This is a genomic window from Bacillus sp. FSL W7-1582 (genome assembly GCF_038593325.1).
Lineage (GTDB): Bacteria > Bacillota > Bacilli > Bacillales > Bacillaceae > Bacillus > Bacillus altitudinis.
In genome coordinates this window covers 1,070,539-1,083,808 of record NZ_CP151987.1, presented here as the reverse complement: position 1 = coordinate 1,083,808, position 13,270 = coordinate 1,070,539, and the positions used below count along the sequence as shown (strand labels likewise).

Annotated in this window: 12 protein-coding genes; 3 read left to right on the top strand and 9 right to left on the bottom strand. The window is 42.0% G+C overall.

All coding sequences use genetic code 11. From position 1 onward, the window contains the following. The first annotated feature begins 52 nt into the window (after window positions 1-52). A complete protein-coding gene (locus NSQ11_RS05460; protein WP_008348558.1) occupies window positions 53-988 on the top strand; it encodes a hypothetical protein in 936 nt (311 codons plus the stop codon). Between the two features lie 97 nt (window positions 989-1,085). Continuing rightward, on the top strand, window positions 1,086-1,943 hold the full coding sequence (locus NSQ11_RS05455; RefSeq protein WP_046343157.1) for a GNAT family N-acetyltransferase: 858 nt from the start codon (window positions 1,086-1,088) through the stop codon (window positions 1,941-1,943). 45 nt (window positions 1,944-1,988) lie between these two features. Here NSQ11_RS05455 and NSQ11_RS05450 read toward each other — a convergent pair whose 3' ends face one another. From NSQ11_RS05450 to NSQ11_RS05425, 6 genes are read right to left on the bottom strand one after another with little or no spacing between them, the layout of a single operon-like run. After that, window positions 1,989-3,803 (bottom strand): IucA/IucC family siderophore biosynthesis protein, encoded by a 1,815-nt coding sequence (locus tag NSQ11_RS05450; protein WP_046343156.1) that lies wholly within the window; start codon window positions 3,801-3,803, stop codon window positions 1,989-1,991. A gap of 13 nt (window positions 3,804-3,816) precedes the next feature. Further along, the gene (locus NSQ11_RS05445) at window positions 3,817-5,166 is read right to left on the bottom strand and encodes a lysine N(6)-hydroxylase/L-ornithine N(5)-oxygenase family protein (protein WP_046343155.1); all 1,350 of its coding nucleotides are present in this window, start codon (window positions 5,164-5,166) and stop codon (window positions 3,817-3,819) included. Beyond that, window positions 5,141-5,695, bottom strand: coding sequence for a GNAT family N-acetyltransferase (locus NSQ11_RS05440; RefSeq protein ID WP_046343153.1), 555 nt, complete (start codon window positions 5,693-5,695; stop codon window positions 5,141-5,143). The genes NSQ11_RS05445 and NSQ11_RS05440 overlap by 26 nt, the downstream gene beginning before the upstream one ends. Next, a complete protein-coding gene (locus tag NSQ11_RS05435; RefSeq protein ID WP_165378822.1) occupies window positions 5,692-7,473 on the bottom strand; it encodes an IucA/IucC family protein in 1,782 nt (593 codons plus the stop codon). The genes NSQ11_RS05440 and NSQ11_RS05435 overlap by 4 nt, the downstream gene beginning before the upstream one ends. Further along, window positions 7,470-8,966: an aspartate aminotransferase family protein gene (locus tag NSQ11_RS05430; protein ID WP_008348571.1), complete on the bottom strand. Its 1,497-nt coding sequence runs from the start codon at window positions 8,964-8,966 to the stop codon at window positions 7,470-7,472. Before NSQ11_RS05430 ends, NSQ11_RS05435 begins: the two co-directional genes overlap by 4 nt. Continuing rightward, window positions 8,953-10,299, bottom strand: coding sequence for an aspartate aminotransferase family protein (locus NSQ11_RS05425; RefSeq protein WP_008348573.1), 1,347 nt, complete (start codon window positions 10,297-10,299; stop codon window positions 8,953-8,955). The genes NSQ11_RS05430 and NSQ11_RS05425 overlap by 14 nt, the downstream gene beginning before the upstream one ends. Before the next feature lie 387 nt (window positions 10,300-10,686). Here NSQ11_RS05425 and NSQ11_RS05420 point away from each other — a divergent pair, with 387 nt between their 5' ends. Further along, the gene (locus NSQ11_RS05420; RefSeq protein WP_008348575.1) at window positions 10,687-11,223 is read left to right on the top strand and encodes a serine O-acetyltransferase; all 537 of its coding nucleotides are present in this window, start codon (window positions 10,687-10,689) and stop codon (window positions 11,221-11,223) included. Window positions 11,224-11,391: 168 nt separating this feature from the next. On the opposite strand, the gene NSQ11_RS05415 is transcribed toward NSQ11_RS05420, so the two are convergent. The 3 genes from NSQ11_RS05415 to NSQ11_RS05405 all read right to left on the bottom strand — a co-directional run bounded on the left by NSQ11_RS05415 (window position 11,392) and on the right by NSQ11_RS05405 (window position 13,172). Beyond that, a complete protein-coding gene (locus NSQ11_RS05415) occupies window positions 11,392-11,667 on the bottom strand; it encodes a hypothetical protein (protein ID WP_008348576.1) in 276 nt (91 codons plus the stop codon). A 63-nt stretch (window positions 11,668-11,730) separates the two neighbouring features. Further along, window positions 11,731-12,291, bottom strand: coding sequence for a GNAT family protein (locus NSQ11_RS05410; RefSeq protein ID WP_342501291.1), 561 nt, complete (start codon window positions 12,289-12,291; stop codon window positions 11,731-11,733). Between the two features lie 14 nt (window positions 12,292-12,305). Then, on the bottom strand, window positions 12,306-13,172 hold the full coding sequence (locus tag NSQ11_RS05405) for an AraC family transcriptional regulator (RefSeq protein ID WP_035700225.1): 867 nt from the start codon (window positions 13,170-13,172) through the stop codon (window positions 12,306-12,308). Between the last annotated feature and the right edge of the window lie 98 nt (window positions 13,173-13,270).

Below are 13,270 nucleotides of genomic sequence, written 5' to 3'. Positions count from 1 at the left end.
TATTTACCGATATTATAAATGAAAGTCATTTACTTAAAAGGAGATGTTTGTCATGTTCAAAAAGAAGATCGGGGTTTTATTGCTTACAGGCCTCTTTATCGCTAGCCCTCTTTTCCAATCACCTGCTCAAGCAAGTGAAACGTCTACTAAACAAACCAAATATTATACAGAAGAATTGGAGCATCTGTATCCAGACAGTGATTATGCAAACAATGATACGATGGACAAAGCTCAATTCTTACAGCACTCTCTTCATCTAAACAAGACCTATTTATATCACGAAGGCAGTATCTCTTCTATGAATGACATTGATTTTTACCGGTTCACCAGCTCTAAATTTGATGGAGCAGATGGCCGCTTTTCTATCAAACTCGTCAATGTGAAAGCTGGAAATGATTTCGATCTTTATCTTTACAATCAGAGCGGGTCACTCGTGTCTTCCTCTGTGCGAACAAACAACCAAAATGAAATCATCCATATGCCGAAAATTGCCGCCAGTACTGACTACTATTTAGCCGTCAAACCAAAGCAATTATTAAATGAAGAGGACAACATGTATCGTATTGTCTTTGATAAAAGTATTGAAAAAGGCACAACGAAACGATATGGATCACCTGCCACATTGAATAGTTTCAATGAAGCCGGATCTCCCAATTCTTCTTTTGATTTAAGCAGCTTGCCGCAGGATGCCGTTGTCACTGGCCTGTCATTAGAAGCTGAAAAAGGTAGTACAAATGCATATAATTATGTATTCACCGTCTCTTCCTTAAAAGGCGGAACAGTGAACGTACCTTGGAACGGTCAAAAAGTTGACATCTCTTCTTATAAAACAAGTCAAGTGCCGGCAAAAGACCGCTTTTTTGTTTCTTTTAATGCAACCGAGGTTCCTCAATTGATCGGTGGACGGTTAATCAAAGTAGGCGTTGTCTCAATTAAGAACTTACAGCTCACCTTTGAATATGAATACAACCGTGACCTCAATTATTAAACTATACAAAAGGAAAAGGTATCCCCTTTTCCTTTTTCTTATGCGTTCTTATGGTACGATACATAGAGAGAAATCAGCTAAGAAGGAGTTGCGTGTATTGCCAAACGTTATTCAACGATCTTTAACCCTTGATGACATACCAGACCTTGTCGCATTGTCAAAAGAGGTCGATTGGCCTGATTACAATGCGGAAGAGCTCACATCTCTTTTAACAAATGGACACTTTACCGGTTTTACAACAACTGACGGACAAGTCATTTCATGCGCTGGACTTTTTCAGTATGACAGTGTGGCATCAATTGGAGCGGTCATTGTATCTGAGACACATCGAGGCCTCGGTCTTGCCCGTCAAATGATTGACACACTGCTTCGTCATAGTGATCCAAGTGTCCCTGTCGTTTTAACGGCTACTGTACAAGGACAGCCAGTTTATGAAAAAATCGGCTTTCAGACAGCCGGTTATATTCATACATACAAAGCACAAAAAACAAATCCTAGTGCGCTTCACCCGTCACATCAGATTCACCTTTTTCCCGCTGATGAAACGCACCTCCCGTCTATTGAAAGGCTGGATGAAAAAGGCGCAGGGACCAATCGATCAAACTTCTTAATAAAGCGAATGGAGCGAGCAGCATTTAAACTGATCGCAAAGGATGAACACCACGAAATCACCGGCTTCGCGTTTGGTGTGGAAACACCAGCTAATCTGATGATTGGCCCGCTTGCAGCAAACGATGAACAAACGGCGCTATCACTCATTCAATCACTTCTCACGTCTTATTCTGGCGCCTTTCGTTTAGATATGCAGGAAGAAACAGCTGAACGCCTGCATACATCACTTGTAGAAGCAGGATTTACGAAAACAAACGTCGCACATTTTATGATGATTCGCGGGAACGAAAAGCAGAACGATCCGGCGCTTCTCTATTTCCTGGCCTCACAAGCATTTTCATAAAAAATCAAAAAGCTGTAGACAGATGTTGTCTACAGCTTTTTGATTTTATTTTTCGCCTACGGATGAGAGAACTTGAGCGAGTGCATTTGTGACCTTGCCATGCTCTGATGCATGCGGCCGGTCATCTCCGTCTCCATAGCCGTAATCAATCATGCGATTACGGTTTAAGCAAAGCTTTGTCAGCTGAGGCTGGAATAGATCAAATAAAGCAAAACGATCTTTTAGCTGTGGAAATTGCTTTTGATACTGCTGAATTTCTTCTGCAAGCAAGCGCCAAAGCGTCGTTTCATCTAACAGATTGTGATTGTCTAACACATTTGACACGTAACGAAGATTGCAAATAAACAGACCCGTAAAAATAAATTGTACAAGACCCTCAGGCGGCTCACTACGCAGCACTTCCTTTAGATCTTCTTCTAATGAAGCCAATTCAGGCAGCGGTTGATCACTAATGTTCACGTCATCCACAAAATCTTTGATCGCCAAACGATGCGGCTTGTGATCTTTTAATACAAGAATTGTATTTTGTCCGTGCGGCGAAAACACCGTGCCGTATTGATACATAAAGTGCAGAAGTGGCGGCATGACAACATGGAAGAATGACGCCATCCATTCTTTTGCTGACAGACCCGATTTTTCAATGAGCTGCTTTAGATAAGGCTCGCCTTCATGATCCTCATACGTCAGTGCCGCCAGCGTAACAGGGCTCTCCCCTTCATCTAAATACGTATAAATGCTTTCTCTAAAAATGACCCCAAGCATTTCAAGGTATTGATATGGCGCACCAGGTAGCTTGCTGTAATAAGGATGATCAACATTGATACTCGCATTCTCACCTGGTAAAATCACGCGGCATACATCGGATAAAAAGGCGTCTTGATCGGCGATTCCTTTAATATGCGCTGTAATACGAGGAGCAATCACCGTACGTTCTGATGGGAGTCCCCGGTACACTAGCGTATTTAAAATACTCATTGGCAGTTTAATATGATGCTTGCCTTTATTTGAGATGTTTGTAAAGGTTCTGATCGATTGCTGTGGAATATATTGATCCAGCCCTTCTCCTAAATACACAATACGGCGCATGGCCAAATCTTCGGGGAAATGCTGGATGATCATATGCGTCCACTGCCATTTATGAACAGGCATCATATAATAATCAGCCGCATTCAGCCCTTCATCTTTTAACACACGTTGGAATTGACGAATCGTGACTTCGTCTAATTCTTTGGCAATGATGTGCTCATAGTTCTCATGATCGACCGCATGGAATGTCGCAAGTTCTCGGTGAACAGCAATCCAAGACAGCTGCACACTTTCCTGCCTTTCAGGTGCATAGGCTAAGTAATCTTCGTAGCTGAACCCAATACGGCCTTTGTTATAGACGATCCACGGATGACCAGTCATCTCGCCTTCAATCCATGCGTAATCTGTATCCGTCAGCTCATCTGCACGAAGTGCTTTTTTCGACAGCAAATGAACATCCGCTAACAAGGTATGGTGAAGCTCTTTGATCAGATGGCCAGTTGTTTCAGAAGACATTGGGATGATTGGCTGAATGTCTAGTAAAAACACAATGGCACTAACATCCTTTGTCCATGTTCCGTCTTGACAGCACTCGATCGATTCAGCAATCGTATCAAAACTATCAAACAAACGAGGTTTTGCGAGATAACGATATTTCTTCTGTTCGTGAATGATTAATTCATATTGGGCGATGCCATCCTGATGATCTAGCTGAACGGGATGAAGCATATCCTCATACATATATTCGGACAGCATTTTTGCCACCATTCGCTGGTTTGCTTTTTTCCAAGCAGCAGGATTGACCGCTTTTTTCATTTCATCTTGTATACTCATCGGTTCATCCTCCTTACCCTTTGATTTCTTCAAATGTATTTGCGTGTTTATGTGTACCGAATGTCTGGAAAACATGCTTTTGATAAAGTGGATACACAGGTCGACGAGCCAGTTCATTGATAATGACACTGTTTCGGTACGCCCCTAGCCCTAAATCTGGTGCGCCTACTCCATGTGTATGAAGCTCTGCATTTTGTACAAAAATATCATTTTCACCTAATGTGTTTGTTTTCAATCGATATTCACGTTCAACCTGGAAGCGTCCTTGATGATCCCACTGAATATGATGGGAAATCGGATCAATAAATGGCGGTAATACAGATTGATAGCCCGTTGCCAAGACGACAATGTCTGTCTCATGCGTAAAGGATTCCTCTTTGACCCATTGATTGCATGAAAGCGATAAGCCGTCCCTCGTTTCCTCAATCAAATTGACTTCCGTCATCGCCTGCAGCACGGTGTTCAGCTGCTCTCCGCAAGCAGAACGTTCATAAAGCAAGTGATAAATATCTCGGATCATCGCTGAGCTGATGCCTTTATACAGCAAATCTTGCTGCTTTAATAGCGCATCTTTTTTAGGTTGCGGAAGCTCATAAAAGAAATCAATATAGTCTGGAGAGAAATACTCAAGACCCAAATTTGAATATTCCATTGGGAAAAACCCTTTAGAGCGTGTAAACCAATGAATATCCTTCGCCTCATCGTCTGATAAAATGTCATAGAATACTTCTGCCGCACTTTGACCAGAACCGATGACCGTCACGGATTTTCCTTTAAAACAGCCTTCTTTCTTTCGTTTCAAGTAATCAGCAGAATGAAACACCCGATCCCCTAAAGCTGGCTGAAGAGATGCTGGTACCGCAGGCTGTGTACCGATACCTAAAACAAGATGCTTACTTTCAAACACCTCTACCGTTTGATCTTTCACATGACGGACATGCACTTCATATCGTTTTTCTCCATCTTTTTCAACGATGGAGACAGATTCGACATTCATGCCAAATCGACAAGAATCTAATTGATCCGCGACCCAGCGGCAATAATGGCTATATTCCTTGCGCGGGATATGGAAGTCTTCTAGAAAGTAAAATGAATACAAACGGTTTTGTTCCTGCAAATAGTTGAGAAAGCTATATTTGCTTTTCACATCTGCCATACTGACAAGATCTGCTAAAAAGGGGACTTGAAGTGTTGTCCCTTCAATGAGCATACCTGGATGCCAGTGGAACGCTTCACTTCTTTCAAAAAACAAAGCGTCAATTTCGTCTACTTCTTCAGATAATGCAGCAAGCCCTAGGTTAAATGGTCCAATGCCAATCCCAATGACATCCACTACATTATTTTGCTTGTTGAACCGCGTCATGGTTATACTTCCTTTCAAATGGATCTCGATGACAAAACATCAAAAGACCTGTTTTATCTGGTAAAGTGACTGGTTTCACACGTTCGAATCCACACTTTTCAAAGACATGAATCATTTTTTCGTTCCGAATATCTGGCTCAGCCACGATTTTTTCTGTTCGTTTGTTCTGCTCAAACTGAAATGCTGTCATGGCTTGAAGCAGCGGAGTCGCAAATCCTTTCCCTACATAATCTGGCTCTCCAATTAACAGGTGAATGCCTTGATCATGCGGAGAAGGCTCATAGTACGATTCAATGATATCCCCTTTCACATTGTATGCTTCAAAATAGCTCATCGGCGTGCCATCAATGGTTCCTAAATAAAGGGTTTGATGCGGATCATGAATGGCCTGATAAAAGTGCTTTTCAAAAGCAGGAAATGGAATATTCAAATGCCAAAATGGGTGGACATACTCTTCTTGCATCCACTTGTGGACAAGCTGGACGTCCCGTTCATATTCAGCGCGAATGAACCCAATTCGATGCCTCATCCAATCAGCGCCTCCTTATGTAAAAAGAGCGGATTCAACACAGACGTGTACCTGGATTGCGTTTCTAAAGAACCCGTCAGCTCATCCATATCTTCAAACCGCGTGAGTAAGTTCGCTTTTGAAGGCAGCTCCTGTGACCGAAGAAGACTGTTCGTCAGCTCAGATGCACCATATGTCTCTTCATGCGCAAGCAGTGTGTCTCTAATCAGGGCTAATAAATCTTCTTCTTTTGCAAGCCCCTCTGTACCAAAACCATTCACAAGACCAAACAAATGATTAAAGAAGAAATAGTAACGCAGTCTCTCAACCGCTACATCGTCTGCACAAATGGTCTCACTTCTGACGCTTAAGTTTTGAACAAGCTTCGCAAGCTGATCCTTTTTCGATTCGCTATAATAGTAGCCTTGATTGTCACGATAATAGAATGTGTGCGGATATCCATTCTTTAGCTGTACGACAGCATTTTGCTGATGGGCTTCAAGGGCAAGACCATACGTTTCAAACAACCAAAGCATCGGCTCTAACGAAATCGATAAATATTGTGTGAACCAATCACGGCTGACATCTTCTGTTGATCTGCCTTCAGCGTCTGCTAATTCATGAATAATGCCTGAAAGGCGTGATTTTTCTCCGTATGCATGATCCTGACATAGCCCTGCAATTAAGCTTGCCCCTTTTTCATGATGCAAAAATGGATTTTGACGAATGACGACTTCAAAGCCAGATTCCGCCTCATCCCCTTGAATAGATAGATACGCAGGATCTTCAATCACACGGAATCCAGAAAATTTGTCATATAAAGAAACGCCTAATTCTGTTTTTAAGATACGAGACATCTCAACTCCACGATCAAGTTCCTTTTGTTTGTTAACGCGTAAAGAGTTTGTGATCTTTACAGGGACAGAGAATTTAAGCATGTACGCAGAGTCTTTTTGATAGACCGTTCTAAAGGAAGATGTCGCTGTGTATTCAGACCCTAGCGGCCCTAAATACGCCAGCTTTCCGTCCTCTATATAACGCTTGACGAACGCTTTCTCCATCACCACTTGGACTTGCAGCGGATGAATCGGAATCAGGACATATTCACCGCCTTCTGTTAACGTCGTCAGTCTCTCTTTTTCTTCTGGCATCTGGCGCATGAGCTCCTCAAACATGAGGCTTGCCGCAGACTGTGAAATTGAAGAATCCTGAAGCACAATTGACGGATGTGCTTTAAAGTAATGAAGCTGGAAAGAGCCTTTCAGCTCAGGAGAATAAATAGCTTCCTCCTCTTCTGTCATTCCTTGTCTGCTTTTTGGTGTAGGATGCGTTAAATGCCCAAGAAGGAGTGACTGCTCCGCTTCGATATATTCAAAATCAGCTGAAGAAAGAGCTGCTCGATCACTTTCTCTCTCTCTGATGAATCGTTCAATATTCCGGCAGCTTAAAATGATGCGAAGCATGAACTCATCCTCTGCATCTGTGCGGCCGTATTCAATGAGAAGTTCCTTTGAACATAAAGCAACAAGTGTGGTGTAATCGACGATCGTTCCCTGTTGCTCACTGCCTTGCGGGCGAAAGCGAACGGGAAAATCAAAGAGATGACGGCCTACAGGCGAAAAATATCGAATCGGAATGACAAGCTCAAGATCTTGTTTTGCTAATGCTGCTACAAATACAAGTGAGCCGTCTGCTTTTGTCTCTTTCTTTGCAGATCGATCAATTCCTGTTTCACGTAAAAAACAGTTTAAAAAGCTTTGCATCGTTGCATTTTCAGCCATTTGTTTATATTGACTCAACGTAGTACCCTCCCGGATTGAATATGAGCGATCCCGATATCAACAATGTCAGAAAGGATTTCCTCAATATGTGTAATAGTCGTTCTCGGATTTAACAAAGTGAATTTTAAGCATGTTTGACCATCGGCTACTGTTTTTGCTACGACAGCCGTTCCTGTTTGGAAAAGTGTGCGATGAATGATTTTATTGATGTCATCTGCTTGATGATCATCTATAAAACGGAACACGACTGCATTGATTTCTGGATCAGGATTGATCACCTCAAGATGCTCATTTTTCTCAATCAACGTAGCCACATCTTTCGCAAAATGGATGGTATGGTCAATGATACTTGCAAATCCTTCTTCTCCAATCATACGCAGAGAGAGAAGGAGTTTTAGCGCATCAAACCGGCGCGTCGTCTGAACAGATTTATTCACGAGATGCAGAATGCCTTCCAGTTCATCTTCCTTTGGATTGAGATAATCTGCATGGTAATCAATCAAACCAAAATGTCTTTTATCCTTTAGTAGAAATGCCCCGCAGGAGATCGGCTGATAAAATTGCTTGTGAAAGTCGATCGTGATCGAATCAGCAAGCTCGATGCCATCTAATTTTCCTCGGAAGGTTTTGCTTAATACAAGCGCTCCTCCATAGGCAGCATCTGCATGAATCCACAAACCGAAAGGCTTCACCATGTCATATATGTCACGTACAGGATCAATACTGCCAAAATCAGTTGTCCCGCAAGTCGCCACGACTGCAAATGGAAGCAAATCCTGCTCCTTAAGCTCCATAAGCTTCTTCTGCAAATCATGCAGGTCCATTCGATGATGTTCGTCTGTCTCAACTAACACAACAGCCTGTTCACCTAAACCTAGCTGAGATGCTGATTTTTTCACAGTGAAGTGGGCATTCTTGGAGCAAAGAATCCGCATACGGTTTGCCTCGCTCGGCAACCCTTTCTGCTGTACATTCCATTGCCAAGTGTTTTCGCAAAATGCATCTCTTGCTAAAAGCAGTCCCATGTAGTTAGATTGGGTTCCACCGCTCGTAAAGGTCCCATCTGCTCGTTCTCCATAAGAAAACTTTTCACATAACCACTTGAGGATTTCCTCCTCAACCAAAGATGCAATGCCGCTTTGATCAAAGGAATCCATTGATTGGTTAAAGGAACTTACGATCACCTCTGCTGCCAGAGCAGGGATAAGAGGTGGGCAATGCAAATGTGCCAGGCATTTAGGATGTGACACATCAACCAAATGCGGTAAAAGGTGATTTTTTATATCTTGAAAAACAGACTCAATGGATTCACCAGCCGGTTGAATCTGGAATAACGATTCGACATGAGTCGCTAATTTCCCAGGCAATATTCCGCTATACGGTCCTCTGCTTGTTTGCCACTCTGCCAGTAAGCTGTCGATGGATGTGTAGAGAGCCGCTTGGAAGGACTCCCTCCCAAGCTGGCTTTGTTGAATAAATAATGAATCGACAGATGGTTTAGTTGACTGCATCGTAAACTGCCTCTTTAAAAATCGTGATGACTTTTTCAAGCTGTTCTTCTGTCATGATCAAAGGCGGTAAGAATCGAATCACACTTCCAAAACGGCCTCCTGTCTCCACAATTAAGCCTTTATCAAAACAATTCTTTTGAATGAGACTGGCTAGCTCTGGATTTGCTGGATAACTGCCGTCCACATCCTGTTTCTCATCTGGATTCACAACTTCAACACCAATCATTAATCCTCTTCCTCGCACATCACCGAGAGCAGGCACTTGTTTTTGAATGTCTTTTAGATTGGCCTGCATACGCTGACCAAGCGCTTCTACATGATCAAGCAGATTGGTTTCTTTTATAAATTTAAGCGTAGCAGTTCCAGCTGCCATCGCCATTTGATTTCCTCTAAACGTGCCAATGTGTGCACCTGGATTCCATTGATCTAAGTCTTTGTCATAAATCACAACTGATAGCGGAAGGCTTCCCCCAATTGCTTTTGATAACACAATGACATCTGGCACAATACCAGCATGTTCAAAGGCAAACATCTTACCAGTTCGGCCGATGCCTGATTGAACCTCGTCAATAATCAGTGGAATTCCTTTTTCTTTTGTGATTCGTCTCATTTCTTGTATCCATTCAATTGATGCCGGGATGGAGCCGCCCTCCCCTTGCACCGCTTCAAAGATCATGCCTGCTGGCGGGAGAATTCCACTCTCAGGATCATTTAATACACGCTCAATATAAGAACTGGAAATGCGATGTGAGTCTTTACCGCCGATTCCAAATGGGCAGCGGTATTCATATGGATAAGGCAGGAAGTGAACATCTGGCATTAATCCTTGTACTTTTTCCTTTGGCGATAAGTTGCCGCTTAATGACATCGTGCCATGCGTAGCACCATGATATGCTCCGTGGAATGATAGAATGGAACGATTTCCCGTCGCTGTCTTGACTAATTTAATTGCTGCTTCTATAGCATCACCACCAGTTGGTCCGCAAAATTGAATTTTCGCTCTTTTTGCAAACTCCTCTGGCAAGTGAGAAAAAATCTCATTCACAAATTCTTCTTTAATCTCTGAAGTGATGTCCAGCGTATGCAACGGTCTTTTTTCATGAAGCATACGTTCAATAGCATCTATAACAACCGGGTGATTGTGACCAAGGGCAAGTGTTCCTGCACCTGCTAGGCAGTCATAAAATTCTCTACCATCTGCATCTGTCACGATCATACCTTCGGCTTTTTGCATGGCTAATGGGAACCGTCTCGGGTAAGACCTTGCATTAGATTCTCTTTGACTTTGTTGCTCTAAAAATTGCTGATTTTTAGAAACGGTTTTGATGGACATAATAAAACACTCCTCCAATTGATAAAGATTATCATTTTCATTTACTAGCCTAGAGGATGTAAGATACGAAAGTCAATTGTATTCAAAAAGATGATTCTAAAAGCATATGAATGCTATATTCTCTTTTTAACGAGTAATTTCGTGTATTTTTTACAAACATCTACAGCCATAAGGGCGATGTAACGTTTGAGTATGAAAAATATTGAAAAAAATTACAAAACAATTCTCCTGGTTCTTTTGCTCTATGCGTTGTAGCTCCCTTGTTTGATACGGGACGGCCGAATGAAATGAATGCAGTAAAACAAAAAATGAACGTTATTTTATCTTGATATAAATGGTTATGATGGTATAATTTCTCTGAAACGAAAGGGAATCGAGGGAGATCTGATGATTTTAACGAAGCATGACCTTCACCACTACTTGGCACAAGATCAGAAAGCACTTGCCATCAATCGAAAAAGACCAAAGTGGCTTGGGGATGATATTTGGAAATATCAAAGATATTTACGAAAATATGAGTACTATACGAATAGCGGTGCTACGTTACGCAAATGGTTTTATCGTTACTTACATAAAAAGAAAGGCATGCAGCTTGGCTTTGATATCCCAATTGGTGTATTTGGACCTGGGCTCAGAATCAACCATACTGGGCTGTTGATTGTGAACAAGCATGCCAAAATCGGATCGTTTTGTGATATTCATCAAGGCGTGAATATCGGTCAAAACCATCATGAAAAAGATGTGCCCGTCATTGGAGATCATGTATGGATCGGCCCTGGCGCTAAACTGTTTGGAAATATTTATATTGCGAATCATATTTCCATCGGAGCAAATGCAGTAGTGAATCGCTCCTTTCATGAAGAGCGGATTGTCATTGCAGGTGTCCCTGCTCAAAAAATAAAAGAAAAAAGCCCTTCTTTATGAAGGACTTACTTGACCAAAGCAGTGAGCCACATGAGATAAAATAAGATGGATAAACATGAGGATCATCCTGCCCGAGCCCCATCACCATTTATCCTAAGATGCTTTGGCGCAATCAAACCATCAATCGGTAGCAACTTGAAGTGAAACAAATCGCCACAGCCGTACTCTCTAATTTGCGTTGGAGTACCCGAAGACCAGCATGAGAAAGTACAAGACAAAGACGAGGATGGCAATCGCATAGATGAGAATGGACACAATCAGTACTGTCCAGCCCAACCCTTTTCTTCCTGTTTGAATGAGATATATTCCAAGTGTGAAGAGCCCGAGTAAAAGACCTAAGATGGCCCATAACCATTTATTTTTCCCGTGTTTTGGTGCATCAACGAATAGGTAGATTGCGACTAAGATGGATACAAACCAACCTGTAATCCATTTCACATTCATCCGCCACCCTTCTTTTTCAATTTATTGAATCTTACTATACTTTTTTCCTAATCTTAAAAACAACTATTCAAATGAATGATTCGGAAGGCTTTGCCATTCTTCTCTCAGCATTCCATACCGCATCGAATCATAATACTCCCCTTGATAGTAACGTACCTTACGCAGTCTTCCCTCAAGGATAAACCCGCATTTCTCTGCGCAACGCATCATGCGTTCATTTCCAGACCAGGTGGTCAGGCCGATGCGTGGGATATCAATGTGTGAAAAGAGTTCATCGATCCATAGACGCAATGCCTTTGTTCCAACGCCCCCATTCCAAAAACGTGAGTCATAAATAAGAATCCCGCACTCCAGCCAGCGTGTGCGTTCATTCTCCCAATAATAAGAAACTGTGCCCTTTAATTCACCTCCGACATCAATGCCAAATAGTTTTGGCAGGACAGAATCATCCTGTAAATAGCGTTTTTTAAATGCAGCAAGCGATATGTCATGTTCAATAAAATACGGTGCATTCCACTTTCGATAGGCCTGGTCTGGGGCTTTAAACCTTAAATGCCATACCACTTCTAAATCGGTTTCGTCTAATGAACGTATGCTCACAATCTCTTCTTTTTTTCCTTTCATCTGTTCACGTTCCTTTACTTTGTCGTTCTTTTAGCAAGATGACGATACTCGATAGGCGTCATGCCTTCATTTTGCCGAAACAGCTTTGAAAAATAAGTAGGGTCATCAATGCCTACATGTTCTGCAATGAGAGCTATTTTTTCATTCGTTGAAGCAAGCAGGCTTTTGGCTTTTTCAATTTTGAGTCGATTGATGTACTGGCTCGGCGTCAGTCCGTACACGGTCTGCATGCACCTTGTCATGTAATCAGGATGATAATGAAGAATCTCTGCCAGCTTCTCCATCTGTAATTTTTGCGTAAAATGACGTTCAAGATAGTGAACTACTTCTGAAGCGACAGTCTCCTTTGCACTTGGAATATGAAATGCTTCTTTTTGTAAATGAATGAGCATTTCCTCAAATTGAAGCTGCTTTTTGAGCTGAAGTTCAGACGCATCATCATTTAAAACGCGCATCGCTGAAAGATGCTTCTGTAGCACGCTTCCCCCTTTCACTTTTCCTTTTCGGGGCAGACGAAATTCATAGCTTGCTGCTTTTTCAAAAGTGGCTTGATTTTGCTTCATGTCAAACCAGTGTTCTCTCGGCCGATCTGTAAACTCAAATGAATCAATTGAAAAATGCAGCCACTCATAAAGTGTTTCTTCTTTGCATGGCAGATGTCCACCATGGGCAAGTCCCGGTGATAAGATGATATATTCTCCCTCTTTTACGTGATGAGGCACCTCGTCTTCTGTGATCCACAGTTCACCTTTTGTGACATAAAGAAGATCAAATACGGTGAAAATTCTGGAGATATGTCGTTCTCCTGGGTGGAATACACCTTTGCCTGAAGCAATATAGACTGGAAATGGCGGTACAGTAAATGTAATAAACGGACCCATATTCATCCCCTTATGAAGTCGGATTTCTCCAATAAGTTTCGGTTTCATCTCTTCTTATTATAGTCGATGCAAGGTACACTATAAATCGGATTTATACG